At 51.3% G+C, this 25,894-nt stretch carries 20 protein-coding genes and 2 pseudogenes; 15 read left to right on the top strand and 7 right to left on the bottom strand.

Annotation, left to right across the window (positions count from 1 at the left end; genetic code table 11):
• The first annotated feature begins 31 nt into the window (after positions 1-31).
• Positions 32-1,123: an iron-sulfur cluster carrier protein ApbC gene (apbC, locus tag B2R29_RS10485; protein ID WP_301181023.1), complete on the top strand. Its 1,092-nt coding sequence runs from the start codon at positions 32-34 to the stop codon at positions 1,121-1,123.
• Positions 1,124-1,144: 21 nt separating this feature from the next.
• On the opposite strand, the pseudogene B2R29_RS16980 reads toward apbC, so the two are convergent.
• Positions 1,145-1,480 (bottom strand): annotated as a pseudogene (locus tag B2R29_RS16980) (methyl-accepting chemotaxis protein); the annotation flags it as partial.
• A gap of 213 nt (positions 1,481-1,693) precedes the next feature.
• Positions 1,694-2,458 (bottom strand): annotated as a pseudogene (locus B2R29_RS16975) (PAS domain-containing protein); the annotation flags it as partial.
• 204 nt (positions 2,459-2,662) lie between these two features.
• Between B2R29_RS16975 and B2R29_RS10475 the strand changes: the two are divergent.
• Positions 2,663-4,705, top strand: coding sequence for an NADPH-dependent 2,4-dienoyl-CoA reductase (locus tag B2R29_RS10475; RefSeq protein WP_301181021.1), 2,043 nt, complete (start codon positions 2,663-2,665; stop codon positions 4,703-4,705).
• 44 nt (positions 4,706-4,749) lie between these two features.
• On the opposite strand, the gene B2R29_RS10470 is transcribed toward B2R29_RS10475, so the two are convergent.
• Positions 4,750-7,143: a 7TM diverse intracellular signaling domain-containing protein gene (locus B2R29_RS10470; protein ID WP_301181020.1), complete on the bottom strand. Its 2,394-nt coding sequence runs from the start codon at positions 7,141-7,143 to the stop codon at positions 4,750-4,752.
• Positions 7,144-7,325: 182 nt separating this feature from the next.
• Here B2R29_RS10470 and B2R29_RS10465 point away from each other — a divergent pair, with 182 nt between their 5' ends.
• Genes B2R29_RS10465 through B2R29_RS10445 form a run of 5 tightly spaced genes read left to right on the top strand, consistent with a single transcriptional unit; the run spans position 7,326 to position 14,298 of the window.
• Positions 7,326-8,786, top strand: a complete 1,461-nt coding sequence (locus B2R29_RS10465; protein ID WP_301181019.1) for a Wadjet anti-phage system protein JetA family protein — start codon at positions 7,326-7,328, stop codon at positions 8,784-8,786.
• A 26-nt stretch (positions 8,787-8,812) separates the two neighbouring features.
• Complete coding sequence (locus tag B2R29_RS10460) at positions 8,813-9,775, top strand: DUF4194 domain-containing protein (RefSeq protein WP_301181018.1); 963 nt, start codon at positions 8,813-8,815, stop codon at positions 9,773-9,775.
• A 6-nt stretch (positions 9,776-9,781) separates the two neighbouring features.
• The gene (locus B2R29_RS10455) at positions 9,782-13,423 is read left to right on the top strand and encodes an ATP-binding protein (RefSeq protein ID WP_301181017.1); all 3,642 of its coding nucleotides are present in this window, start codon (positions 9,782-9,784) and stop codon (positions 13,421-13,423) included.
• A complete protein-coding gene (locus B2R29_RS10450; protein WP_301181016.1) occupies positions 13,423-13,836 on the top strand; it encodes a group II truncated hemoglobin in 414 nt (137 codons plus the stop codon). The genes B2R29_RS10455 and B2R29_RS10450 overlap by 1 nt, the downstream gene beginning before the upstream one ends.
• A gap of 48 nt (positions 13,837-13,884) precedes the next feature.
• Positions 13,885-14,298, top strand: coding sequence for a DUF5086 family protein (locus tag B2R29_RS10445; protein WP_301181015.1), 414 nt, complete (start codon positions 13,885-13,887; stop codon positions 14,296-14,298).
• A gap of 56 nt (positions 14,299-14,354) precedes the next feature.
• On the opposite strand, the gene B2R29_RS10440 is transcribed toward B2R29_RS10445, so the two are convergent.
• On the bottom strand, positions 14,355-15,593 hold the full coding sequence (locus tag B2R29_RS10440; RefSeq protein ID WP_301181014.1) for an esterase/lipase family protein: 1,239 nt from the start codon (positions 15,591-15,593) through the stop codon (positions 14,355-14,357).
• A 389-nt stretch (positions 15,594-15,982) separates the two neighbouring features.
• Here B2R29_RS10440 and B2R29_RS10435 point away from each other — a divergent pair, with 389 nt between their 5' ends.
• Genes B2R29_RS10435 through B2R29_RS10425 form a run of 3 tightly spaced genes read left to right on the top strand, consistent with a single transcriptional unit; the run spans position 15,983 to position 17,562 of the window.
• Positions 15,983-16,564, top strand: coding sequence for a hypothetical protein (locus B2R29_RS10435; protein WP_301181013.1), 582 nt, complete (start codon positions 15,983-15,985; stop codon positions 16,562-16,564).
• Between the two features lie 48 nt (positions 16,565-16,612).
• Positions 16,613-17,248, top strand: a complete 636-nt coding sequence (locus tag B2R29_RS10430; protein ID WP_301181012.1) for a hypothetical protein — start codon at positions 16,613-16,615, stop codon at positions 17,246-17,248.
• Positions 17,245-17,562 carry a carboxypeptidase-like regulatory domain-containing protein gene (locus B2R29_RS10425; RefSeq protein WP_301181011.1) on the top strand — a complete coding sequence of 106 codons (318 nt, stop codon included), beginning with the start codon at positions 17,245-17,247 and terminating at the stop codon, positions 17,560-17,562. Before B2R29_RS10430 ends, B2R29_RS10425 begins: the two co-directional genes overlap by 4 nt.
• Positions 17,563-17,610: 48 nt before the next feature.
• Here the strand turns inward: B2R29_RS10425 and B2R29_RS10420 are convergent, their stop codons facing one another.
• The gene (locus B2R29_RS10420; protein ID WP_301181010.1) at positions 17,611-20,082 is read right to left on the bottom strand and encodes an acyl-CoA dehydrogenase; all 2,472 of its coding nucleotides are present in this window, start codon (positions 20,080-20,082) and stop codon (positions 17,611-17,613) included.
• Positions 20,083-20,237: 155 nt separating this feature from the next.
• Between B2R29_RS10420 and B2R29_RS10415 the strand changes: the two genes are divergently transcribed.
• Complete coding sequence (locus B2R29_RS10415; RefSeq protein ID WP_301181009.1) at positions 20,238-20,483, top strand: DUF2164 domain-containing protein; 246 nt, start codon at positions 20,238-20,240, stop codon at positions 20,481-20,483.
• A gap of 48 nt (positions 20,484-20,531) precedes the next feature.
• On the opposite strand, the gene B2R29_RS10410 is transcribed toward B2R29_RS10415, so the two are convergent.
• Both B2R29_RS10410 and B2R29_RS10405 read right to left on the bottom strand, forming a co-directional pair.
• Positions 20,532-21,149, bottom strand: a complete 618-nt coding sequence (locus B2R29_RS10410; protein ID WP_374047297.1) for a lytic transglycosylase domain-containing protein — start codon at positions 21,147-21,149, stop codon at positions 20,532-20,534.
• A complete protein-coding gene (locus B2R29_RS10405) occupies positions 21,146-22,891 on the bottom strand; it encodes a proline--tRNA ligase (RefSeq protein ID WP_301181074.1) in 1,746 nt (581 codons plus the stop codon). Before B2R29_RS10405 ends, B2R29_RS10410 begins: the two co-directional genes overlap by 4 nt.
• A 296-nt stretch (positions 22,892-23,187) precedes the next feature.
• Here B2R29_RS10405 and B2R29_RS10400 point away from each other — a divergent pair, with 296 nt between their 5' ends.
• From B2R29_RS10400 to B2R29_RS10385, 4 genes are all read left to right on the top strand, one after another.
• Positions 23,188-23,817: a DUF938 domain-containing protein gene (locus B2R29_RS10400; protein WP_301181008.1), complete on the top strand. Its 630-nt coding sequence runs from the start codon at positions 23,188-23,190 to the stop codon at positions 23,815-23,817.
• A gap of 11 nt (positions 23,818-23,828) precedes the next feature.
• Positions 23,829-24,398 carry a DNA-3-methyladenine glycosylase I gene (locus tag B2R29_RS10395; RefSeq protein ID WP_301181007.1) on the top strand — a complete coding sequence of 190 codons (570 nt, stop codon included), beginning with the start codon at positions 23,829-23,831 and terminating at the stop codon, positions 24,396-24,398.
• A 4-nt stretch (positions 24,399-24,402) separates the two neighbouring features.
• Complete coding sequence (locus tag B2R29_RS10390; protein ID WP_301181006.1) at positions 24,403-24,951, top strand: DUF924 family protein; 549 nt, start codon at positions 24,403-24,405, stop codon at positions 24,949-24,951.
• Between the two features lie 124 nt (positions 24,952-25,075).
• Positions 25,076-25,864: a transglutaminase family protein gene (locus B2R29_RS10385; RefSeq protein ID WP_301181005.1), complete on the top strand. Its 789-nt coding sequence runs from the start codon at positions 25,076-25,078 to the stop codon at positions 25,862-25,864.
• Positions 25,865-25,894 lie beyond the last annotated feature (30 nt).

Raw genomic sequence — 25,894 nt, 5'->3', positions numbered from 1 at the left:
GCCATCTTGTTTTCCTTCAGAGGTTTACCCGTTGGCTGGATTAACACACTCCCAGATTGAAGCCGCATTGAGCGGATACACTGACCCTTATCTTGAGACTGACCTGATCTCTGCTGGCTGCGTCCGCGATATTCGTATCGACGGCTCGGCTATCGAAGTGGATATTCATCTCAATTACCCTTCGGAGTACCTGAAAGACGGTATCGCTCAGGTCTTACAGACGTCTCTGGAGAATATTGATGGCTGTCAGAGTGCTCGCGTTTACATAACCTGGGAAGTGCAAGAGCATAAGAGTCAATCGGCGCTGGAAGCCATTGCTGGTGTGAAGAATATTATCGCCATTGCATCTGGCAAGGGCGGTGTCGGCAAGTCGACAACCAGCGTTAACCTGGCGTTGGCTCTCGCCAAAGATGGCGCCAAAGTTGGCCTGCTGGATGCTGATATTTATGGGCCGAGCCAAGGAATTATGCTGGGCATCGAAGAGGGTACTCGCCCAGAGACCATTGATAACAAGTGGTTCGTTCCCGTTGAAGCTCACGGCATTAAGTCGATGTCCATGGCGTACCTGGTGACCGAAAGCACACCGATGGTCTGGCGTGGGCCAATGGTGTCGGGGGCACTGATGCAGATTCTGACCCAGACACAATGGGGTGAACTTGATTACCTCTTGATTGATATGCCACCAGGCACGGGTGATATTCAACTGACGCTGAGTCAGAAGTTTCCGGTCAGTGGTGCTGTCATTGTGACCACGCCCCAGGACATTGCACTTGCCGATGCTCGCAAGGGCGTTGAAATGTTCAATAAGGTGAATATTCCCGTACTGGGTATGATTGAGAATATGAGCATGCATATCTGCTCTCAGTGTGGGCACGCGGAACATATTTTCGGGCAGGATGGTGCTGAGCGTCTGGCAGAAACTTATCAGACTAAGGTGCTTGGCTCGCTGCCGTTATCGACTTATATCCGTAAACAGAGCGATGAGGGCACGCCAGTGGTTGCCGCTGATGACTGCTCTGAAGTATCCATGATGTATCGTCACGCCGCGCGTCGACTTGCCGTCACCCTGGCGACGTCAGAAATGGGGCAGAAAATTCCGGATATTCAGATCAGCGACGACTGACCCGGATCTGATTAGCCAGTATTAATGCAGGCTGTCATTAAAGATGCTCACCGCATTGACAGCCTCTCGTGTTCCCTGGCGTATTTCCAGAATCATCTCGCCTGCGCGCGTCGCCAGGGCAACGCCTTCTCCGGCCTGATGTTGGCAGGACTCCATGCTCTGAATAGCGCGGGAGGTTCCTGACTGCATCTTGTTGATCATTTGCGAAATTTCTTCTGTCGAACTGCTGGTGCGGGCGGCAAGCTGCCTCACTTCATCAGCTACGACGGCAAAGCCGCGACCCTGATCGCCGGCACGGGCTGCCTCGATCGCCGCGTTCAGCGCCAGCAGATTAGTCTGGTCAGCGATCCCGCGAATGGTATTGACGATGGAAGTAATCATATCGGACTGTGCACCCAGCTCAGATATGACCGTTGCTGCCTCGGATACGGCGGCAGAGACTTTGGTCATTTCATCGGAAGCTTGCTGGATGATGTCGGTGCCCGTCGATGCAGATTGCTCGGTGGCTGATGTAATGTGATAAGCACTCGCCGCGCGTTCTTTTTCTGTGAGTGCTTTCTGTACATTGCTTGTGATGTCGGTAGCGAATTTAACGACGCCATAGACATCGCCTTCCGAAGATATGAGAGGTGTATAGGATGCTTCCAGCCAGAGGTCTGTCCCATCTTTGCGTACACGACGGAAGCGGTCACTGAAAAACTTACCGTCGGCCAGATTCTTCCAGAACTGCTCGTATTCTGGTTTTAAGGTGTCCTCTTCGGGCACAAAGATTCGGTGATGTTTGCCAAGGATTTCAGTAGCTGGATAGCCAGTGGCGGCGAGAAAGTTGTCGTTTGCGCGTTGAATGATGCCGTTGCAGTCAAACTCAATGACGGCCATGGATCGCTCAACCGCCTTAAACGCATCAGTGAAGCGGTTGTTCTCTTCCATCAGAGATGTCACATCGTGCGCGATCTTGACCACCTTCGTAACCTGGCCGCTGTTGTCCCGAATCGGGGCGTAAGTGGCGTCCAGCCAGATGGTTTTGCCGTCCGCTCGTTTGCGTCGAAACTGGCCATTAACAAGAGTGCCTGCCGCAAGTTTTTGCCAGAACGACGCGTATTCCGGGCTGTTCACGTCTTTTGTGTGGCAAAGTTCTTTGTGGGGGCGGTTAACCAGACTTCCATCGCTGCAACCGAACATGTCGTGATAGAGCGAATTAGCGGTTATCACCATGCCTTCTGTACTGAACTCCGCAACCGCCTGGGTTTGGTAAATAGATTCCAGCACATTGAGCTTTTCAGCGAGGTTCAACGTTTCCGCAGAGGGTTTGGCTGGTTTGCGTGAAAAGAACATAGGTGTGCCTCGTAAAGATTCAGCTGTACTCAGACTAGTTCATTTTTTCTATGAGGCCAGTAATGAGAGTTATTTTTATGTAGTTAGTAGATGTTCTTTTGGGTATCTTTAACGTTAACTTTGATCATTTTAAATGACGGTGAACTGGCTAAACTGAGCCTTATAACCATGACAACTCAGCCGCAGAGCTGACTTAGATGAGAGATGACTATGAGCCAGTACCAGCACATTCTGGAACCCCTTGATCTTGGGTTCACTACACTGAAAAACCGCGTCATGATGGGCTCAATGCATACCGGCCTTGAAGATCGCCCTTGGCATTTCAGCGAACTCGCGGAATACTTCGCCGAGCGTGCTCGCGGTGGAGTGGGCCTATTGGTTACTGGTGGCTTCTCGCCTAACCGTTCAGGTGACCTGCTGCCGTTCGGCTCTAAGATGCTCAGTAGCTGGCAGGTACCGTTTCATAAGAAAGTGACGTCTGCTGTTCACGAGAACGGCAGCAAGATTCTTCTCCAGCTGCTGCACGCTGGTCGCTATGGCTACACCCCGTTTAACGTTGCACCGTCAGCGATTAAGTCGCCGATTACACCCTTTAAGCCTCGTGAGTTGACGACTAAGCAGGTGTACAAAACAATCGGCCACTATGCGCGCGCCGCGAAGCTCGCTCAGAAAGCCAACTATGACGGTGTCGAAATTATGGGGTCTGAAGGTTACTTCATCACCCAGATGCTGAATGCCCGCACGAATAAGCGTACCGATGAGTTTGGTGGGTCATACGAAAATCGCATGCGTTTTCCAATCGAGGTTGTGCGCGCTGTTCGTAAAGCCGTAGGCCCTGACTTTATCATTATGTTCCGTCTGTCGATGCTCGACCTGGTAGAAGACGCATCCACTATGGAAGAGGTGATTACTCTGGCGAAAGCACTCGAAGCGGAAGGCGTCACCCTGATCAATACGGGTATCGGCTGGCACGAGGCGCGTGTACCCACCATTGTAACGTCAGTTCCTCGTGCTGCGTTTGTTGATGCTACGGCCCAGGTCAAAGAGCAGGTCAATATTCCTGTTGTTGCGTCGAACCGAATCAATATGCCAGATACGGCAGAAGAAATTCTTTCAAATGGTAAGGCTGACATGGTTTCCATGGCTCGCCCTCTGCTTGCTGATGCGTTCTGGGTGAAGAAAGTTGAAGAGAATCGTGTTGATGAAATCAACACCTGTATTGCCTGTAATCAGGCGTGTCTTGATCACACCTTCCAGAACAAGCGTGCCAGCTGCCTTGTGAATCCACGCGCCTGTCATGAAACCTCTCTGAAGTACGTGAAAACCAGCGCTCCACGTAAAGTGGCTGTCGTTGGCGCAGGCCCCGCGGGTCTCGCTGCAGCGACTGTCGCGGCGGAACGTGGGCACACAGTCACGCTGTACGAAGGCCGTGGTGAAATTGGCGGTCAATTTAACTATGCCTCACGTATTCCGGGAAAAGAGGAATTCAAAGAGACGATTCGTTATTTCAATACCATGATCGAGCGTCTCGGCATCGATCTGAAGCTGAACACCATGACCTCAGCGGATGAGTTGAAAGCTGCAGGTTTTGATGATGTGATCGTTGCTACTGGTGTTGAGCCTCGTGTGCCTAAGATGCCTGGAATTGACCATGCCAAGGTCGTGACCTATCAGGAATTGCTCGCCAACGAAATGAAGTTGGGTGGCAAGGTCGCCATCATGGGGGCAGGCGGTATTGGTTTTGACGTTGGTGAATACCTGGCACATGAAGGTGAATCCACAACGCTGAATAAGGACGCCTGGATGAAAGAGTGGGGCGTGGATATTACCAACACTGAACGTGGTGGTCTGATTGCGTCAGATATGGAGCCATCGCCTCGTAAGCTTTATCTGCTTCAGCGTAAGACATCTGCCCACGGCAAAGGTCTGAATAAAACGACGGGTTGGGTTCACCGCGCGGTGCTCAAGATGAAGCACGTTGAAATGGTTGGCGGTGTCAGCTATGACAAAATTGACGATCAGGGCCTGCATATCACAGTGACCAAAGGTGAAACCTCGGAGCCGCGTCTGCTGGACGTTGATCATATCGTCGTGTGTGCTGGCCAGGTATCCGTGAACGGTATCTATGAGGCACTGAAGGAAGAAACAGCGTTCCGCACTCACCTTGTTGGAGGGGCGGAGTTTGCTGGTGAACTGGACGCTAAGCGTGCTATTCGCCTGGCCAGTGAACTCGCCGCCAGTCTGTAAACCAGGGGCCGGGCACTGCATGTTTGCAGTGCCCGGTTCAATATTTACCAGCTAACCAGAGAATCCGGTTGGTTCTCGTCTTCGTCGTCTTTCACCGCCTCAGGTAAGCGAATGCTCAGGGTAAACCCTTGAGACGACTCCTGGCTGATGATACTGCCCTTCATGATGTTGGTGACCAGGTTTCGCACCTCGTAAAGCCCTAACCCTTTCTTTGTCGCCTCTGAGCGACGAGTGGTGAAGAACGGCAGAAATATCTTTTCGCGATGATCCGCGCTGATGCCGCGTCCGTTGTCCTGAAACTCAATATCAAGTACTCCGTTGTCGACAGAAGCTGAGACTCGTACATACAAAGTCTGTTGCTCATATTTCTCAGGGTTATGCACGACGGCGTTTTCGGTGACCTGATTCAGAATCTGCTCCAACAGGTTTGTATACCCTCGCCAAAGAGCCGTATCGGGGTAGCTGATAACCTCCAGTTCGAGGTGTCGGTACTGATGTTGTGCCCGTTGTTTCCAGTCGCCTAACCATGCTCGCAGATAGATGTTCTCGGCGTATTGAGAGGAACTTGCCCCCATGGATGACTGAATCAGCTGATTCAGCTCGGCAAGGCGGGAAATGTTATCAGTTACCTGATGAATCGCAGTCTTCAATTCGTCATCGACAGGGATTTCATTATCGTCGACCCGCCCCTTGATGTGAGTGGTAGCTAATCGGATATTACCCAAAGGCGTGTTCATTTCGTGTGAAACCCCCATTACCAGTTGTTGAAGGGACTGGTTGCGGTTGTCTTCCAGTTTGCGCAGCGCATTTTCCTGATCATACTTTTCTGTGACATCCAGAAACGATCCTACCCATTGATACCCATGCTCTGAAGCCTCCTGACGCATGGTCAGAATCGCGTTCACCGCCTTGCCACGGCGAGGCATCAGAATCAACTCGTATCCGGTGATCCGAGCGTTGCTGCTGAGTGCTTCCCAGAGTTCGATTGATGCATGGGGAGACTCAACAAACTGATCAAAGTGGGACTTAGCTTTCACGACTTCTTCTACGGATGAAAAACCGAGTGCCGAAGCAAAGGCTGGGTTGCAGTCGGTAATTTCACCGCGGCTGTTAAGCTGAAAACGCGCTGAAATGGAGTTCTGATAGAGGTCCTCGTATTGCTTGAGGTAGCGTATCGCCTGAGACTGGCTATCGCTCAAGCGACGCTGATCTTCTTGCTGGGCCTCGCGCAACATATTGATCCGGGCGCCCATTGCCAGCGAGATCAGAATGACATCGAATACCGAGCCAATCTGGTAGCCGTAGAGAATCAGCGGTGTCCCGGGAATGACACCGAGTGTACTCATATTGGCGGAAATCACCCCGACCATAAAAGCAAGCCAGGCAAACGTGAAGTACTTGGCCGGCTTGTGCCCCTGAGTCCATGCGCGAATCCCGGCAATTAATGTGTACACCGCAAGGAGAGAGTTAACGTAGTTCTGGATACTGACCGCTGTCTGATAGGGAGCCGCCATGGATAATATGGCAAACCCCAGTGTGACCGGGATATAGACCCGGTAAACCATGGCAGCTTTGGGGCAATAGTTTTTAAGTATCAGCAGTTGCGGCAGGAAGAGAGCGAAGAAGAACTGACTGATCGCAAAAGACAGAGGAACCATAAAAGCATTCAGTTCTGGTTTGTCAGGCCAGAAGTAACCAAAGGCGGAGCCCTCAAAGTTCATATGGAAGAACAGGAAGCTGCATACGAACGCGGTGTAATAGAGATACAGCCGGTCACGCACGGCAAAAAAGAGCACCAGATTGTAGAGGGCCATGGCTAACATGACGGCATAGTAAGCCCCTCTGAAGACCCCGTTGTTGATCAACTGAGTGTTCAGTGTCGCCTGGTCAACGAATTCCATGGGCAACTGATAGGTACCCTCGGTGGTGACGTAGAGATACAGGTCATAAGTTGCCCCCGGAGTGAGATCCAGAGGAAGGATTAAATTTGGGTGGTTGATGGCTCGTTCGGTGTAGGGAATCCGGTCTCCTCCACGGGAAACATGACACTGGCTGGCATCTCGTACCCCCTCAGGGCATTGAAAGAGGGCTACCGTATCGAGAAGTGAATAGCGGTTGCGCAGAAACCAGTCGCTGGTATCCGACGCCTGAACCTGCATCGTAAACCAGTAACCAGCATCACCGACGCCGAGGTTAGGGTATTCGTCGATACTTTGTTGCCACAAAGATTGATCATTCAGGCTGTTGAGCTGTTTGGAAGCCTCTTCGACAGACAGTTGCTCAGTTTTGAAGTATTGCCAATGACTACCTGCCAGGTAGGTCGAACCAGAATCAAGGATCAGGGGCTGATGGCTCTGATCCGCCGGAGTGGCCCAGACAGGGAAAACTGTAGCGAGAAGCAGACAGACGGTCGCTACATAAATGGGTATAGATGGCACAGATATTCCTTTGCGCAAAGCGACCTTATCCAGATTGGCAGTTCAGGCCAGTATACCTTTCAGGGCGACAGAATGCAGCGCGTTAGGCAGACATTGTGACAGGGCTCTCATCGGGCTGGCCAACGCGGCATCCTTTAAGTAATCTACTCCTCTTTAATCGCGCTGGAATAATAAGAAATCGTATGTTTTTTGAACAGGAACGGGGCCAGTTTTTCCGCCCGTTAACCGGTAAGTATCGAGCGCAGGTCATGGAGTGTCTGAAGGAACTCTACAACAGGCTCTACAGCTCCAGTAGTGCTGACTATGGGCAGGCGATTCAACGGGACACTGTTATCGAAGTATTTCAGGAGGCACTGGTCCGTGCCCCCGTTCTGGCTGACGGTTACGACAGTGATGATGAGTCAAGCGAAAGCCGGTTTCGTACCAGTCGTGAACAGGCCGGCTGGGTACTGAATCAGTTGATTGAATTCGGCTGGCTGGAGAAACAGGTCGATGAAGCCAGCCTGCAGAGCACCTTTGGCTTTACCCGCTATGGCCGTCAGTTTACAGAGCCCTTCATCGAAGAAAGCCGGGCCATGGCCCGTACCCGTCATCGCAATACCCGTAATACCCGTAATTCGCTTGAATCTTTTCAGGAGCGCGGAGACATCTACGACCTGCTCGATGCGTATGAATACTCTGAGCGCATTATCAGTGACTTTACTGACGTGATTGGCGAGCTTGAAGAGCGTAAACGCGACCTTGTTCGCGAGATGGAAGACCAGTTGCTGATAGAGCGTGCGAGTGAAGCCTTCTTCGATTTTATGGAAAACCGCTTTCAGCCGGATCTTTCTGTGCGTTTATCAGCCGATAACGTTGAAAAGCACAGAGATCAGATTCAAGGACTGATTGAGCAGATTCGGAAGCAGGACGTTGATTTCAAAGCGCGTGCAGAAAAGCGTTTGCGTGAGCTGCTTCCCGAGTTAGCGAAAGAGGGCAGTTCAGTGCTCTGGACCATCCTGGATGGTATTGAATTGCGTATGCGTAATGCCAGCGACATTATGTTGCCAGCACTGCGCCGGGCGCTGCAGAGCTTTACCAAGCGTGCCGACATCATCATCCGTCAGATGAGCTATCTTGCCTCGCAGCAACATAATGATGTGCTCGCTGTGTGCAAACACCTTTCCTCACTTACTGAAGAAGAGCAGACAACGGCGCTTGAGCGCGCGGGTGAGCTGATGGAAGTGCCGCAGTTGCGTCTGGTGGACCCGGCCTACGTTCGAATGCATGCCACCCGCACACGTCAGAAGATCGAAGCCGCTCTGGACGATGGCAAAGGTGATTTTGATGTCGATGCCCGTCGAGAGATTTATGTACAGCAGGTGTTGGACCAAGCGTTCCTGGTCAACCAGCAGGCATTGCGACACTTTATGAGCAGTAAGCTCAGCAGTGGCAAGAAGATATCTACCCGTGACATCCCTATCGAATCGGCCAAAGACTTCCTCGCGGTTGCTCACGCAATTGGCCTTGGGGCTGCCGATGGACTCTCATCTGAGTTCGAATTCCTTATTGATTACGATGATAGCCCACGCGAAGAACGCAGTGATGGTTACTTCATTAAAAAAGACCACTTTACCTTCGAACTTGTTCAGAAACAGTCCTGAACAGGTACAGAGAAAAGAATCAGATTATGTTGCATGAAATAGATCGCGAACTCGAAAAAGAAGGCCTGAGCCAGAAGGAATATTCTGAACTTCTGGTGCGTCTGCTTGATTACGGCGTTATTTGTCGTGATGAGTCACAGGTTGAACAAACACTGTATGACCGTTTTGTCCGGATCGAAGAACTGGTTGGCGAGTACCTCTCTGTTCTGGGTATCCGTATTCAGCATGACAAGCGCTTTCAGTTTATTCGCTTGTATCCACCAGGTGCTCAGGTGCCGGGTATGGATGAAGATCAGCAGAATGTCGGCAACCCAGCATTCCGTCAGCGCTTAAATCAAAGTGAAGTGGCATTGATTCTCGTGCTGCGCGCGCAGTACGACAAAGCACTACGTGAAGGTGCCGTTGATGAGCAGGGGTGTGTCATGGTGTCTCTTGAGGGCCTGACCATCGCTATGAAAAACCTGTTAAAGCGCAGCCTGCCCGAAAACGTCACCGAGCGAAAAGCGCTGTTCCGTAAACTGCGTCAGATGCGCTTGGTGCAGCTGCAGAATGAAGACAGCGTCCACGACGGTGATATCTGGTTGCGTATTCGCCCGATGATCATGAGCTACGTCAGCGATGAAGTTCTGACGGAACTGATGGCGACAGACGAAGAATCTGATACTGAGTCAGGTGATGAAGGGGATCCCGGACAGGCAGTCACAGCTTCAGAGGACGCTACTCAGGAAACCACTGACAATACAGCAGAAGACACAGCAGAAGATGCCAATGCTCTGGCTGAGAATGACAAGGTAACTGACAGCGAAAATGAAGAAGAAAATCAGGCCTCAGGGGATGGCGACGAAGATAACGCCGTGGAGGTTGAGGAAAACACTCCGGTAGTGGAAAGCGCAGACAGCTCGGAAGAGCAAAGCGAAGAAGAGACCTCTGCAGAAAAAGATCAGGCAGAACCTGAAACAAAGCAACCCGTCAGCCTGTTCGGAGAATAATACGAGATGTTCCTGAAGAAGTTTATTTACATCAACTGGGGCAATATCCCGGCGACTGAATTCGAATTTGGTCCGATTAATTTGTTATCGGGCGGCAACGGCTCCGGTAAAACCACCGCAGCAGATGCTATTCAGACCATCATGACCGCAGCGCACGACACGCTGTTTCACTACAACCCGGGTCAGGACGAAGCGACGCAGCGTGGCCGTGGTAAAAACGTCCGTACGCTTGCGTCGTATGTGCTGGGTTGTGATGACGGTAGTTATGCTCGTCCGAACGGTGCGGTTGGCTATCTGGCGGCGGTATTTTATCCGACACAGGGTGAAAGCGGTGACCCATTTACCGCGATCATAGGCGTCAGTGCGACAGTCGACCGTGCTGGTGGTGCTCCGGTGGCGCGTCAGAACGATATTCAGTTCTTTATTGTTGCCGGTGAGGAGCTTTCTCAGAATGACTTCTTACTGGATCTGGATGACTCACACCAGGAAGTGATTCCACTGGGTAAACTGACCAAGAATCTTGCACGTCGTATTAACCCTAACAGCGTTGAAAAGTACGACACCAAAAAACAATATCTGCGTCGTTTATACGGTGCACTGCGTGGTCGCAACGATGCGGTTCCGGAGCGTGAGGCAATGAATGCCGCGCGTACCTTCTCGCGCTTTATGGCCTATAAGCCGGTTAAAAGCATTAATGGTTTCGTGGCCAACGAAATCCTTGAAGCCAAAGACATGGGCGACGCCATCCGCAGTGTCTCGGATCTGATGAAAACCATCTACGCGATGGAATCAGACGCCAATAAGCTCGCTGACTCTATTGAAATGTTGAGTGGTACTCGAGACAGTGCAGGGCGCTACATTGATCAGTGGATTGATTACAACGTTCTCGAATATACCGCAGCTCGCAGCCGTTACCTTAACGACCAGAAAAACTATCTGAATGCTAAAGAAATTCAGCAACAGATTCGCGAATCACTGACTAAAACTCAGAAAGAGCGTGACGTTGCACAAGATCGTCGTAAGCAGGTTCGCGAGCAGTTAATCAGTATGGAAGCTCGTCGTCAGGGCATTGATGCGCTGCAGGATAAAGACGCAGCAGAGCAGGCGATTAACGACGGCAAAGCGAAACTGCAACAGCAGGCGATTCCGCTACTTGAGCAGGATCAGATGCTACAGGCATCACTGCGGGCGACCGAGCTTTTATACGGCGCTTTACAGAAAACCAATGTTGCGGCAGAAATTCCATCGTTAGGAAGTAAGCGAATCGCTGAACAAGCGCGTGAAGTCCTGGCTATTAAAGACAATGGCGCCGTCGACTTCCGAAAACTGCTCGGTAAAGACTGGATTGATCTGTCACCTCTGGAAGCTCACCTCGACGATGCCCGCGCTCAACAGTCACTGGTGAACAGCTGGCGTGATCGTTTCCACGATACTGAACTCGAAAGTAGCGGCGTATCACTGCGTGACCAGATCGCTCGCGTTGCTGACCGACGTGACCAGAAACTGCAGCAGGCCAAACATCGCATGGTGCAGAAGCAGAATGAGATTTCTGCCCTTGAAGCGCGTCAGGCGACCTATCCTGGGTATGTGCGTCAGGCACTGGAAGCCATTATGCGTGAGTGCCCACAGGCAGAGCCACGAGTGCTGGCCGATTACGTCGAAGTCACTGATCCAGACTGGCAGAGCGCCATTGAAGGTTATATCGGCGGTGCGCGTTTCAGCATTCTGGTTGAGTCTGCGTTTGAAGCCGAAGCTGCCCATATTCTCCGCCAGATTCCGGGGGGCAGCCGCGCTCGTGTTATTCAGGGCGAAAAAGCGAAAAAAGACAGCGAGCGGATGAAAATTCCGGCGAATTCCATTATTCACCTGATGGATTTTGAACACGCAACCGCGCGTTATTATCTGGAAGCCAGCTACGGTACTGTTGAGCAGGTCGCTGACATTCAGGCGCTGCGTATGACCCGCCGAGGTGTGACCAAAGAAGGTCTGGGTTCGGGGGCATATTCTATTTATCGCTGTGATCTCGAAGATGCAGATCTGGTGTTTGGCCTCGGAGCACGAGAGCGCGCACTGGCGGCCAAGCGCAGCGAAGTGAATATGTTGGAAGACGTTGCCAACGAAGCAAACTACCAGCTTCGTCAGGCACAACAGTTACTCGATGCCGTTAATCTTCTGCGTCACGTCACCTTCGCCGATCAGATGCAGTCCATGCTGGATACTCAGTATCAGATGCAGCAGGCAGAGAATTCGTTGCAAGGCGTCGATGTTTCCAGCTTCGGTGATATTGAACACGAATTTACTGCATTGAAAGAAAAAGCCGATGACCTTGATGCTCAGATCAAAGAGCTCGATGGTGAGCTGGGTCGTTTGCAGCAACAGCTGAACGACGCGGAAAAAGCCGTGAAGGCGCTCAGTGAACATCAGGAACAGACGTCTGATGTTGCGGATGCCAAAGAAGATGCTCTTCGTTCAATCGTCGGCATCTGGCCAGACTTTGATCTTGAGAAGCGACTTGAGCAGGCCGACAAAGAAGCCGAAGAAAGTCCGGTTGATGCGATTGAGAACCTGCGTAAATCGGTTTCTCAGGAACTCAATTCCATTGCTTATGAAATTGAACGCAACATTATAGAGCATAACCAGACGTGTCAGACAGTGGATTCTATTGTTTACGCCCCTGACTATCGTGATGAGCACGGTGCGAAATTCTTTACTGGCGTGTGCGATCTTCAACGCGAAGTGGAACGCGTACACAACCGCCTGAAGAATAACATTCTGGTTGAAAAGCAGGACAAACTGCATCAGCTGCGTGAAAGCTTCAACAACGTTTTCGTCACCAACCTGTGTCACTCGATTTATCAGGCGATTAATGACGGCAAGCGTATTCTTGAAGACCTGAATAAAGAACTGGCACACCATCAGTTCGGTGCTGACCGCGAAACTTACTGGTTCGACTGGGAGTGGGTGCCTGAGTATAAAGAGTACTTCCAGTTCTTTGATGAAGTCATCAAAAATCCTTCACTGGGCGACGGCGCAACACTGTTCACCGCCGACTTGTCGGCAAACTCGGTGAAGGTTCGCGATCACCTGATGAATATGCTGCTTGATGAAGACGAGCAGAAGGCGATGCGCGAATTGGAGCGCCTGTCTGATTACCGTAACTACCGTTCATACGAAATCTATAAGCAACCGGCGAATAAAGAGCCGATTGCACTTTCTCAGTACGGAACGGGGTCAGGTGGACAGCTGGAGACGCCAGCGTACATTATTCGTTCAGCGGCGATTACCTCGGCGTTCCGATTTAATGAGGGTGATACTCACCTGCGCATTGTGCTGGTCGATGAAGCATTCTCGAAGATGGACGAAGCCCGTTCGAAAGAAGTGATTAATTACCTCACCGAAAGCCTGGGGCTGCAGTTGTTGTTCATTATGCCGACCAGTAAATCAGGTCCGTTTATGGATCTGGTATCTAACCAGTTCGTATTCTCCAAGGTACCGTTAACGGGTGGCCAGAAAAAAGGCGAACTGCAGACACGCGTTCTGGTTGACCGGCAGCAGTGTAATCAGGAGAAAGTGAAGGAGTTGTGGGCGAATCATCGTCGTACCATACGTCATCAGGCGTCGCTCGACTTTATGGAAGAGTTTGCCTGATGTCTGAGGTTTACGGTGTCGAGGATGCTTCGTTTCGGGCGGCGGGAGAGTACGAGGGCATCAAAGCCCTCGTCGATGGCTTCTATGACGCCATGGAGATTTTGCCAGAAGCTGCCCATATCCGTGAGATGCACCCCGACGATCTTACGGAGTCGCGCGATAAGCTGACCCGTTTTTTATGCGGTTGGCTTGGGGGACCGCGCCTGTACCGCGAAAAATACGGTCCGATTGCCATCCCTCGTGCACATGCGCACTTACCGATAGGCGAAGCTGAGCGCGATGCCTGGCTTGCTTGTATGGCTGAGTCGCTGAAAACTCAAGGCTATTCCGATGACTTTAAAGATTATCTGATGACTCAACTGTTCGTGCCAGCCGAGCGGTGTCGTATTGCTTCGCAGGTTGCCAACAATTAGCAACCGTGCTCTGATAAGCACCAAAATAACAATAAAATAATAGTGCATATGAAATTACTGATCTCTTTCGTGTCCTCAGGCTTATTGCTATTGGCATCATCCTCAGCAAACTCTGAAACTATCAATGACTACGCCCTCTGGAATATCAAAAGCGATCCAAGTGAAACGCGCTGGATCCAGATACGCGAGTTTCAACGTGTCGGCAATGAAGAAATATTCCATATCGATGTCTACTCTCGTGAGAACGGTGATATGCAGGAGTTGGCTATGCGTCTGGCCGATCATATTGCAATTGAGCGGGATGCGCTGCTGAACAGTATTGGTCAGCCTGTGGATACTGGTGTTCCGGAGCGGCTCGCATACGACAAGGCGGTAACCCGGTGGATGAAGACGCCAGCAGGTCAACGTGAAGTCTGCCGGCGCCCGGTACAGCGTTGTCTTGACCCGGTATTCGCTGAGTAAGACGCACTGCCTATTTCATCTGACTAACAGAAATAAGCATTGAGAACGGGGTAGGTTCAGTAGCCCCGCTCGATCAGATCTCTCATAACCTGCTCATAGAAGTCAGCCACGCTGCCCTGGTAGGGCGGTCTTTCCTGCAGCCAGCTGTCTTGCGGCCCATAGTACTTATTACGCCCGGTGAAATAGTTGTGATAGTAACCGTGGCTGAATATGCTGCCGTCCATTGTTTTAATGTGTTCGAAATTGCTGCTTCCATCTGTGCAAGGCGCATAACCAATTTCATCGAAGTTCTGTGAATCCATCGTGGTATACCCGTCATTGGGGCCGTAGAGTGCAGTAACGCCCAGATAGAAGGTGGCGTCGCCCCAATATTCGTAATCCCAGCTTCTTATCCGGGCGGAGTAGCTGAAATAACCAACGCCGTTGCAGTTTTCGTTCTGCTCATTCACCAGCTCGTACCAACCGCGCTCACTGAGGCCGATGTCGTTGAGTAAATCAGTCCAGGCGTTTTCATCACGGTAAAAGTCCTCGCGCATATAGTGGCTGGATAACGAGGCCAGACCGCTTAGGAATGCCCGAAACTGCCCGTGTGTATCCAGGTTATATTCGAGAGGGTCATTGCGGACGTATCCTTCGGTCAGGACCAGGGGTTGGCTGAACAAGGCCTCATCAGTCGTTGTATCTCCGATCTCACGCCACATCAGATCAGTGCTGAGGCGCTGGCCTTCCTCAAATTCCCAGAAAGGCTCCCCGGCAACAGGGTCAACCCAACCGTCGCCAAAAACATAGTTCGACAGATATAACCCATTGATGCCGATGGTCGCGATCTCGGCACCGAGATGCTCACCGGAAAGTCCGACGACAGCTGCAACATGTTGCTTCATCGTACCGACCTCTGGTGCATTGTCATCGACGGGGAGGACGGTGGTCATAAACCTGGCATCCTGAGTCCCTTGAGAGGTACCTATGATGACCACTTTATCTTTACCAGTCTCCGCCAGCGCTTGATTTACGGTGTTGCGCAACGACGCCGCTCTCACGTGATAGGTCGCATAGGCCGGCTTGTCGGCAATGAAAACATCGTTACCGCAACCCTCTAAGCGATCCACGATATCTTTACTGAAATACCGGTGGTACTGGGCGATATCACTGGTACGTTTTAAGCGACTGTCGTAAAGGTTGTTTATACGCGGTGAAAGGTGAGCTTCATCTTCTGGGAGTATCCATTCGCGGCACCCTTGATCGGCATCCCAGTCCGCACAGTATTTTTGCAGATTTTCCGCTTCTCGGGTCATGCACTCATCCGGTGTCCAGCTGTCAGGGCATATGGTGCGTAAACCAAAATGATGGGATAGAACAATAGGGTATTGGAGTTTGCAGTCATTGAGCTCCAGAGCATTAATTGCTGGAGATAACATGCTTAACACTAAGGTAAGACGAAAGCAGACATTCATATCGATTCCCTGATCTGGAGGTGATACCCGGTTAAGGGAAGTCACAGTATGGCTGGCGTCAGAGGGTAAGTATGGTGAGTTATGCAATGAAATGCGCCAATACGTGGTACACATGCGGCCAGATTGTCGTACTCGTTATCCGAAGGTCGAGGATGCTGCTGCGAGGTACTTGCAAATTACGACATCGAGCGGCTTACTGGCAGTAAGTAAACCACCGACATGGATTCAGTATGAAAGGAATCATCCTTAGCCTCAGTATCATTGTATTGGTGTCGTGTGCGCAGGTACCCGCTGATAAGGCTGTTGTTAGTCAACAGCCAGAGACTATCTCTGTGCCAGCTCAGGCGTGTGTCGGCACAACGACCTTGCCATCGTCACTGCGTGACAGTTTTGTTCCAGCGGTTGACGCTGAGTTGCTTGACGCTTCTCTGGGACAGCCAGGAAAAGGCGGCTTATGTCAGGGGCAGGTATATATTTCAACGGGAATAAAAACCGTCACTCTTTACCGGGCCTGGAACAGCTCCAACCCCGGCAGCACCTATGGCAAGTGGTGGGTGTTTAACAGACCATCAGGAAAGGTTGCTCAATATCGCCAAGACTTTGAGATCTGCTATCAATGGTCACCGCTGGATAAATTAGTGACATGTGAACTTAAAGCGGGCACTAAAGTAGTGGTTGGAAATGGTCAGAGTGCCTACTGTTCAGAATATTTGACCTATGGGGTCTCTGCCAGGCAGCAGGTGTATATCAGTGATGCCAGTCAGTCAGTGATTAATTGCGAGACAGCGGATGGGGTGCTTATCTGGCAGTAGGCCTCCAGATAGCGCGGTGCAACTCAAACACAACATGGAGATATTCTCATGGACAGAGAAATAGCTGGGATTATGCTGTCATTTGCGTTGTACCTGACGTATTTTCTGATTCCACTCGTACCTTCAATTCTTATTTATAAAATCTTTCCGAATACGTCTGTGGTTGCCAGCGGCAGCTTTTCGGGGCTGAAGATTAATTCTTCAGGGGCTTTTGCCGCTTATCTGATTACCCTCGTGATCAGTATTAATGCACTGTCTGAAACGGAAGCCCGTATTCTGGAAATTCGTAACCCGAATGAACCGACCTGGAGCATTATCGGAACGCTGGAGCTTCGTGATGGAGAAGGGAATGTCATCAATAATCCAATGCTGTTTGATCTCCTCGAAATATCACTCGAACCTCGCGTACTGAGTAGTGCTAACGGTGACATTCACTTCAAAATACCGGGTTCTCCGGATGGTTCACCTCCTAAGAGGATGATCACTCTTGATGTAAAGGGTTTTGGCCGCGGGAAGATTAACCTTACATCTGAAGCCGCATTAACGGGCAGTGATATGGTAGTGAATTACCAGAACCGAACCATAGAGTTTAATGAGCCTATCGAGATAACAACGCTGACTCAGCCTGGGCAGAGGTATTCTGAAACCTCTTATATGACACCCGTGACAGGAGCCGGACAATGAAGAACATGGTGTTTGTTTTATTGATTCTTGTGTCGGAACTGGCGATGGCGACGAATTTGAGAGGGCGGGTAGATATTCGTCATCCATATACAGGCGATCTTTTTCCGGCATCAGGGGCGACGGTAGAGCTTATAGTGTTCACTAATTTTGGCCCTCAACTTGTATACACTTATTTCACCGGATCAGATGGTATGTACTACATGCCGAACATCATGCCGGGCAATTACATTCTTCGTATTAATCAGTACCTGGATTACCAGATTCAGGTACTGAATATGCCTTATCAGGATTTGCGACCGGTACTTGTGCAATAAAAAAAGCGGCATCCGTGCCGCTTCAAGGGTGCTGAACAAGGGGAGTGTTCAACTTACGTTGGCATCCGCCGCCAGATCTTTGACTTCAACCTCCGCTTTTTCGAAAAAACTTTTCTCGAATGCATCGGTTAATAGTGCGTCATAGCGTTGCTTGTCGTATTCACGAATGTTGTCAGCCTCTTGCTGGGTGATAATATTCTGAGCCACAGCACTTGCGAGGCGCGCATCAATATTATCGCCCGCCAGTTTCCCACGTGATTCAGCTTTGTTGTATTTGCCCCACGCATCTTCCACTGTGAGGAGCTTCTGGTAGGTGCTTTCAACACGTCCAAAGGCGTCAGTGGGCTCAAGGCTGTTGTGAATAAACTTACCAAACGTCTGGCGGACTGGATTATCCTCCATAATCAGGTCGCCCAGTGCACGCAGCTGATCATCATCCGGTTTCTTGAGAATACGACCATAAGGAAAGGCCAGGCGCTTAAAGACGCCAGCAATGCCGGGTACAGTGAAATTGTCGTAGAAATCGAACAGGGCTTCCTGTGCCGTATAAAGTGCCTGATGCAATGATGCGCGAGCATGCACTTTTTCGGCTGTGCTTGCAGGCTGGTTCTCGTAATATTTCAAGATGCTGCACGCCATGAACAACTGGCTATGTACATCTCCTAACCGGGCACTCAATAGCTCGCGACGCTTCAGGTCGCCACCCAGAATGCCCAGTGCCAGATCCGCAGAAGAAGCCAAGGCGGCACTCATGCGATCAATTTTCTGATACCACTGCTTGGTGAAATCGTCAGCCTTCTCTGGCGCATTGGCCAGACGGTTACCGCTCAAGCCCAGCACAAAGGCGCGCATGGTGCGGCTGATGCTGTTGCCAGCCAGCGCGAAGAACAGACGGTCGAAATCTTTGAGCCCCTGCTTCTTGTCGTCGGTCTGCAACGTCTGGATAACGTCGAACAGGTACGGGTGGCAACGCATAGATCCCTGACCAAAAATCATCAGTGAACGTGTCAGGATGTTTGCGCCTTCAACGGTAATTGCGATTGGAACGCTCTGATAAGGCAGAGCCATAAAGTTACGAGGCCCAAGCTGAATTGCACGGCCACCGGCGACATCCATGCCGTGATTGATGAGAGTCCGCATCATTTCTGTGGCGTGATATTTCGCCATGGCGGTGATCACGGAAGGAGTACCTGATTCCAGGCTTTTGGTCACCAGGTGGCGCATTGCTTCGAGTGTGTAACCCAGGATCGCAATCTGGGACGTCGCCTCTTGTACCCCCTCGAACTTACCGACTTCTGTTTTGAACTGACGGCGGATTTTGCCAAACGCACCGGTCATGCGGTAACCGACTTCGCCGCTCGCTGTGGCCAGCGCAGGCAGTGATACACCACGGCCGGCACCCAGACACTCAATCAGCATGCGCCACCCTTTACCGGCCATTTCGGGGCCACCAATGATCCAGTCGACAGGAATAAACACGTCTTCGCCATTAATCGGACCGTTCATGAAAGGCGCCCCCGGATAATGACGGCGACCAATCTCTACCCCGTCATGGTCGGCAGGAATCAGAGCGCAGGTAATACCGTAATCCTGAGTGTCGGCGTCACCAAGCAGGCCATCGGGGTCCCGCAGTTTAAACGCCAGACCGATTACGGTCGCGACCGGTGCCAGGGTAATCCAGCGTTTGGCGAAATTCAGGCGGATACCGAGCACTTCTTTACCTTCGTGTTCGCCTTTGCAGACGATACCAAGATCCGGGATCGAGCCGGCATCAGAGCCAACTTCTGGGCCGGTCAGGCCGAAGCAAGGAATTTCTGTGCCTTTCGCAAGGCCGGGTAGCCAACGCTTTTTCTGTTCTTCTGTACCGTACTTGGCCAGAAGTTCGCCGGGCCCGAGAGAGTTGGGAACCATGGCTGTCACAGCACCTGTAATAGAGCGTGACGCAATCTTGCTCATAATGCGGCTTTGGGCATAAGGAGAGAAGTGCTTACCACCGTATTCTTCAGGAATGATCAGGCTGAAGAAGCCTTTGTCTTTGAGGAACTGCCAGGCTTCAGGCGGCAGATCTTTGCGGTAGTGGTGGATTTCCCACTCGTCGAGCATTTCACACAGCTCTTCTACTTCGTTATCGATAAAGGATTGTTCTTTACTCGTCAGAGTAGGCATGGTGATAGAGGAAAACTTTTCCCAGTCGGGTTTACCTTGAAACAGGTCAGCATCCCACCAGGTCGTACCCGCCTCCAGCGCTTCGCTTTCTGTCTGGCTCATCTGCGGCATTACGCCTGAAATTGTCTTATAGGCTGACTTAGTCAGCACTGCTCTGCGCAGTTGCGGGACATTAAGCACCGCCAGCACGCCAGCAAGCAGTACCAGTGTCACCGGATGTACCATGGCGGGCGTCAGCAAGCCGGTGGTGAGCCACACTGCGGTGAAAATAGCAGAGCCTATGAGAAGCCCCGGGTTAAAGTACATGATTGCGGCGAAGGCCACTAAGACACTGAGGAGGGTAATAAGAAACATCCTGATCTCCGAAAGTTAATAACAATACAAAACCTATACAATAACTAATTAATTGTAAAGGATTGCATTGATTGACAAGTTGATCTGGCGCAGACATGCTCATCCGCCCTGATTTACAGTAAGCCCAAAAAGGCCCTAACCAGAGGTAGGACGGTATGGACAAGATGGAGTTCACTTCTGAAGAGAAGGCGCGCATGGTTCAGAAAGTGAAAATGTATTTTCGTGAGGAGTTGGATCAGGAGCTGGGCGGTTTTCAGGCCGAGTTTCTGATTGATTTTTTCGCTGAGGAAATGGGCGGCTTTTTTTACAATCGTGGTCTCTATGACGCTGAAACCATGATGACTGAGAAGCTGCGGGATATTTCGGACGAGTTGTTGATGCTGGAGAAGCCTGTCAACTGAGCGGGCCTATGATGCACTGAATAGAGCGCCGAATTATGCAGAGATTGCTCAGTAGTTCACAAACCAGTATTTGTCCCAGGCCATGAGCACTTTTTCAGGATATTTTGTTTTACCCAGGCTGCCGTTGTAGCGGGCGAGGGCGCGAATCAGGTTACCTTTTTCACGGTCAAGATAGTGTTTGAGGATCGTACAGCCGTACCTAAGGTTAGTACGGGTATCCATCAGGTTATCTTCAGTCCGCCCGAGTTCATTTTTCCAAAAAGGCATAACCTGCATATAACCCTGAGCGCCTACGTAGCTCAGAGCAAAACGATCAAATGCACTTTCGACCTGTATCACAGACAGCACCAGTTCCGGCTGTAGGCCGGCTCGCGTTGCCTCCTGATGAATCATCCGAAGCAATTCGAGGCGAACCTTGTCGTCACGCATGCTGCGATAGCGTTTAAGTCTTCCAGACATATCCATAAGCCAGACCTGTGCATCGAACTGATCGCCGAAAGAGTCGGAAGCATTGACCGCTTCGATCAATGCAGATCTGAGCTCCGGGTCTGGATCGGCGCTGGTCATAGCGCCAGAGGGCAGGGCCAGCACCAGCATTGCCATGGTAAGGCTGGCCCGGACATGCCGGACACAGAACCACAGGAATACGAGCTGGCATCGGATCATCCGAGATTAATCCGCTCTTTCAGAACGCTGAGTACGCTGTCAGCCGGGATTTCTTCTTTTTCATCAGCACTGCGGTGTTTGTATTCCAGTGCACCGGCTTCGAGGCCGCGGTCACTGATCACAACACGATGAGGAATACCCATCAGCTCCATGTCAGCGAATTTAACGCCCGGGCTGGTTTTCTTGTCGCGGTCATCCATATAGACCTCAAAGCCGGCTTCGGTCAGCTCGCTATAGAGCTTTTCAGCGGCCTCTTTTACAGCTTCGGATTTGTGCATGTTCATGGGCACTATGCCTACATGGAACGGAGCGATGGCGTCTGGCCAGATGATGCCGTTGTCATCATTATTCTGTTCAATGGCTGCTGCAACCACACGGCTGACGCCGATACCGTAGCAACCCATCATCATCACGCGGTCTTTGCCGTTTTCGTCCAGTACCGTTGCTTTCAGGGCTTCGGAGTATTTTGTGCCCAACTGGAAGATATGACCCACCTCGATACCGCGTTTGATGTCGAGCGTACCCTGGCCACATGGGCTCGGGTCACCTGCAACCACATTGCGCAGGTCAGCGACGGTGCCTTCTTCAAAATCACGGCCCCAGTTTGCCCCAGTGAAATGAGCGTCGGCTTCGTTCGCACCGCATACGAAATCCGACATGTGTGCGGCACTGCGATCGACGTAAACACGCGCAGACAGACCACGAGGGCCAGTGAACCCGGCAACGCCACCAATTTTCTGTACTTCATCGGCGCTGGCAAACTGCAGTGGGCTCAGTACCCCAGGCAGTTTCTCGGCTTTAATTTCGTTCAGCTGGTGGTCGCCGCGCAGGAATAGCACCACAGGCTCACCGACTTCGCCTTCTTCAGCGTCTTCGGCTTCACTGGTACCGCGAACGACAATGGCTTTCAGCACGTTTGAGGCTGCAACGTTCAGCAGTGCAGCAACGTCTTCGATGCTGGTGACGTCTGGGGTAGATACCTTCTCCAGTTCTTGCGATGCCGCAGGGCGTTCACCGGCCGGTGCCAGCGCTTCTGCGAGTTCGACATTCGCTGCGTAATCTGAACTGTCAGAGAAGGCGATATCATCTTCGCCGGATTCTGCCAGTACATGGAATTCGTGCGACGATGCGCCACCAATGGAGCCGGTGTCAGCCAGTACCGGGCGGAAGTCGAGGCCCAGACGGTTAAAAATACGGCTGTAGGCTTCGTGCATACGCTCGTAGGTTTCCTGCAGGCTTTCTTCATTTGCGTGGAAGGAATAGCCATCTTTCATCATAAACTCGCGGGCGCGCATGACACCAAAGCGCGGGCGCGTTTCGTCACGGAATTTGGTCTGAACCTGGTACAGGTTCATCGGCAGTTGCTTGTAGCTGCTCAGGTTGTTACGAGCGATGTCTGTCACCACTTCTTCGGCGGTCGGGCCGTAGCAGAACTCGCGATTGTGGCGGTCCTTGAGGCGCATCAGCTCGCCACCATACTGGTACCAACGGCCAGATTCTTCCCACAGCTCGGCAGGTTGAACCGTCGGCATCAGGATTTCCTGAGCGCCTGCACGATCCATCTCTTCGCGAACGATGTTTTCGACCTTACGCAGCGTGCGAAGGCCAAGCGGCATCCAGGTATACAGGCCAGCAGCCAGTTTACGGATCATACCGGAGCGGAGCATCAGCTTGTGGCTGATCACAACCGCATCAGCTGGGGTTTCTTTTTCGGTCGCAATAAGAAATTGAGTAGCGCGCATAGAGACAATAGGCCATCGGGTCATTAGTTAATGGCTGTATTCTAAAGCATGTACCCTTTATGTATAAGCCCTTTAATGAGTCGGTAAGAACGAAGCCATTAATGATAAATCGCGGCTAACAAGCCTTTTGTCTGACTGTCATGTGTGACTTTCTGTTGTATGATTTGTGAACAGAATCAAAAAAGACTAAGTATTTCGCCTGATTCATAAGGACGGCCGTTGTGTCATTCTGCGTCTGTGAGATAATCCAGTCACACGGACGTGTATAAGAAGACGTTGGAAACCCGGAGAGATCATTGTTAAATAATGAACCAGGGATCGCAGAGCTCCCCACAGCAGATGCGTGCGTTCGAAATCAACGCCCGATTCTGGACGTACTGGGTAAGTACGCACCTGAAAACGCCTTCATCCTTGAAGTGGGTAGCGGTACAGGTCAGCATGCCGCGTATATGACAGCAAATCTCCCCGGTATCCGCTGGCAACCTACCGAATTAAGAGAACGTCTTGATGATATTCGTCAGTGGCGTAAGCATGCTGCTCAGAAAGGCTTTCTTGATCCGCTGGAACTTAACGTTGAACAGGATATCTGGCCAGCACGTGACGCCGATGTCGTTTTCAGCGCTAACGTCGTGCATTTTGTCAGCTGGCCGGAGGTCGAGAAAATGTTTCGCGGTATTAGTCGCGTGCTTAAAGCTGGCGGTCTGTTGATGCTGTACGGCCCCTATAACTACGATGGCCAATACACCAGTCAGGGCAATGTAGAGCTTGATCAATGGCTTCGTGGAAGAAACCCGGACAGCGGCATTAAAGATTTTGAGCAGATTCTGCTTCTGGCTCGTCAGTTTCATCTGTACCTGCGAGCGGATGAGGAAATGCCTGCCAACAATCGAACTCTGGTCTTTCAGAAAGCCGAAACCGGCGAGTGATTCAGCCTATTATGTCAAAACACCTTGAAACCTGCCCGTGGGCGCAGGGTGAACTCTATGTTGAGTATCATGATTCGGAGTGGGGCCAGCCCTGCTACGACGAACATCGCCTGTTTGAAAAACTCTGTCTTGAAGGCCAGCAAGCGGGACTGAGCTGGATTACAGTACTGAAAAAGCGGCCAAATTACCGGGCGCGTTTCCATGGTTTTGATCCTGCGCTGGTGGCCGCGATGACGGATGAGGACATAGAGGAGTGTCTTCTGGACGCGGGCCTTATCAGGCATCGGGGTAAACTGGAAGCCATCCGCAAAAATGCCCGCGCTTGGGTAGCTGCCGAAAAGGAAGGGCTTAACTGGAGCGAGTGGCTATGGTCGTTTGTCGGCGGGTCGCCCATTATAAATCGCTATGCACAATTAAAAGAGTGTCCAGCCCAGACCGATGAATCGAAAGCAATGAGCAAAGCACTGAAAAAGATCGGCTTTGGTTTCGTTGGCCCAACAACCTGTTATGCCTTTATGCAAAGCATGGGAATGGTCAATGACCACCTGACCAATTGTCCTTGTCACCCGGATAATTTATAGCCTTATGGAAATCAGTGCAGACGCCATCCTGGATTTCTGGTTTGACGAAATCACCCCCAAGCAATGGTGGATCAAAGATGCGATGTTCGACAGTATGCTCAAGGATCGTTTTGGGCATACACTGCACCGGGCAGTGCTCTGTGAGTTAAGTGAGTGGCGTGAAACAGCAGAAGGCCGCCTGGCTGAAATTATCGTTCTCGATCAGTTCTCAAGAAATATCTACAGGGATACCGCCCAGGCATTTTCGCAAGACGCACTGGCGCTTGCTCTTGCGCAAGAGGCTGTAACGCGAGGGTCTCTGGACCTACTGAATGATATTGATCAACGTACGTTTCTTCTGATGCCATTTATGCACAGTGAATCAAAGCAGATTCACGAAGTGGCAGTGCAACTCTTCAGGGAATATACCCCTGAAAATAATTACGAATTCGAGTTGAAGCATAAAGCCATCGTCGACCGCTTTGGGCGCTATCCTCATCGCAATGCCATACTTGGGCGTCAATCGACAGATGAAGAGTCAGAGTTCCTGAAAGAGCCGGGTTCTGGTTTTTAAACGCTGATCGTTATCCTGTCCCCATTCATGACAGTCTATTTTGGAAGTGTCATCTTTAAGTGTTAGCTTAGTGGCACATTCTCTGGCGAGTCTCTCTACTCACCTCAACCTTTCGGGGTATCTTATGTGGTTAAGCGCGGCCTGTGCGTTAGATTTTAATATTCCAGTAGCAACGCCTTTTTTGCTGATGATCCGTCCGCGCAGCGGCTACCAGCAGTGGATAGCCCGTGAAGAGTACGTACTCGCACCGAGTGTTCCCGCGGTCGAGTTCACCGACAGTTTTGGTAACTTGTGTCAGCGCCTGGTAGCGCCACCCGGTCGTTTTTCTATTCACACCTCGGTAGAGATAGAAACAGCCGATGCAGTAGACTCAGCTCCCGGTGCGCCTTTTATTGAGGTTCAGTCACTGCCCGATGACACTTTGCCATTTCTGCGGCCGAGCCGTTATTGTGAAGCGGATCGTTTCACTGATCTGGCAGCCGGCCTTGTAGCTGGTCAGTCGCCGGGCTACGACCAGTGTCAGGCGATTGTGACCTACATTCGGGATACTATTCGTTATACACCGGGCCATGGCCAACACATCATCAGTGCGACAGAAGTTAATGAGCAGGGACATGGCGTGTGTCGTGACATGGCGCACCTGGGCATTGCCTGTTGTCGAGCGTTGTCTATTCCCGCTCGTATGGTCGTGGGCTACCTTGAAGGTTTACAGCCGATGGATTTGCACGCCTGGTTTGAGGCCTACGTCGGCGATCGTTGGTATACCTTTGATCCGACACAAACCGGGTTGCAGGGAGGTCGAGTTGCGATTGCTTATGGTCGTGATGCTGCCGATGTAGCTATTTATACTCAGTTTGGCGATCCCGTTGAGCTTCTCAATATGACTGTGAACGTTGTCAGAAGCTCAGGCTGAGCGCAGTATTTATGACCCAATCGAAATAGC

The organism is Thalassolituus sp. UBA3500 (assembly GCF_002377545.1).
Classification (GTDB): Bacteria; Pseudomonadota; Gammaproteobacteria; order Pseudomonadales; family Oceanobacteraceae; genus Thalassolituus.
The sequence above is the reverse complement of the archived record's forward strand: the minus strand, read 5'-3'. Positions and strand labels throughout refer to the sequence as shown.

What these genes read in the sequence shown, in the direction of transcription:
- B2R29_RS10395 (WP_301181007.1), top strand. Translation starts at nt 23,829, where the DNA reads ATGTCAAAACACCTTGAAACCTGCCCGTGGGCGCAGGGTGAACTCTAT.
- B2R29_RS10390 (WP_301181006.1), top strand. Translation starts at nt 24,403, where the DNA reads ATGGAAATCAGTGCAGACGCCATCCTGGATTTCTGGTTTGACGAAATC.
- B2R29_RS10385 (WP_301181005.1), top strand. Translation starts at nt 25,076, where the DNA reads ATGTGGTTAAGCGCGGCCTGTGCGTTAGATTTTAATATTCCAGTAGCA.
- B2R29_RS10405 (WP_301181074.1), bottom strand. Translation starts at nt 22,891, where the DNA reads ATGCGCGCTACTCAATTTCTTATTGCGACCGAAAAAGAAACCCCAGCT.
- B2R29_RS10475 (WP_301181021.1), top strand. Translation starts at nt 2,663, where the DNA reads ATGACTATGAGCCAGTACCAGCACATTCTGGAACCCCTTGATCTTGGG.
- B2R29_RS10455 (WP_301181017.1), top strand. Translation starts at nt 9,782, where the DNA reads ATGTTCCTGAAGAAGTTTATTTACATCAACTGGGGCAATATCCCGGCG.
- B2R29_RS10425 (WP_301181011.1), top strand. Translation starts at nt 17,245, where the DNA reads ATGAAGAACATGGTGTTTGTTTTATTGATTCTTGTGTCGGAACTGGCG.
- B2R29_RS10435 (WP_301181013.1), top strand. Translation starts at nt 15,983, where the DNA reads ATGAAAGGAATCATCCTTAGCCTCAGTATCATTGTATTGGTGTCGTGT.
- B2R29_RS10440 (WP_301181014.1), bottom strand. Translation starts at nt 15,593, where the DNA reads ATGACCCGAGAAGCGGAAAATCTGCAAAAATACTGTGCGGACTGGGAT.
- B2R29_RS10460 (WP_301181018.1), top strand. Translation starts at nt 8,813, where the DNA reads ATGTTGCATGAAATAGATCGCGAACTCGAAAAAGAAGGCCTGAGCCAG.
- B2R29_RS10430 (WP_301181012.1), top strand. Translation starts at nt 16,613, where the DNA reads ATGGACAGAGAAATAGCTGGGATTATGCTGTCATTTGCGTTGTACCTG.
- B2R29_RS10445 (WP_301181015.1), top strand. Translation starts at nt 13,885, where the DNA reads ATGAAATTACTGATCTCTTTCGTGTCCTCAGGCTTATTGCTATTGGCA.
- B2R29_RS10415 (WP_301181009.1), top strand. Translation starts at nt 20,238, where the DNA reads ATGGACAAGATGGAGTTCACTTCTGAAGAGAAGGCGCGCATGGTTCAG.
- B2R29_RS10450 (WP_301181016.1), top strand. Translation starts at nt 13,423, where the DNA reads ATGTCTGAGGTTTACGGTGTCGAGGATGCTTCGTTTCGGGCGGCGGGA.
- B2R29_RS10465 (WP_301181019.1), top strand. Translation starts at nt 7,326, where the DNA reads ATGTTTTTTGAACAGGAACGGGGCCAGTTTTTCCGCCCGTTAACCGGT.
- B2R29_RS10420 (WP_301181010.1), bottom strand. Translation starts at nt 20,082, where the DNA reads ATGTTTCTTATTACCCTCCTCAGTGTCTTAGTGGCCTTCGCCGCAATC.
- B2R29_RS10410 (WP_374047297.1), bottom strand. Translation starts at nt 21,149, where the DNA reads ATGATCCGATGCCAGCTCGTATTCCTGTGGTTCTGTGTCCGGCATGTC.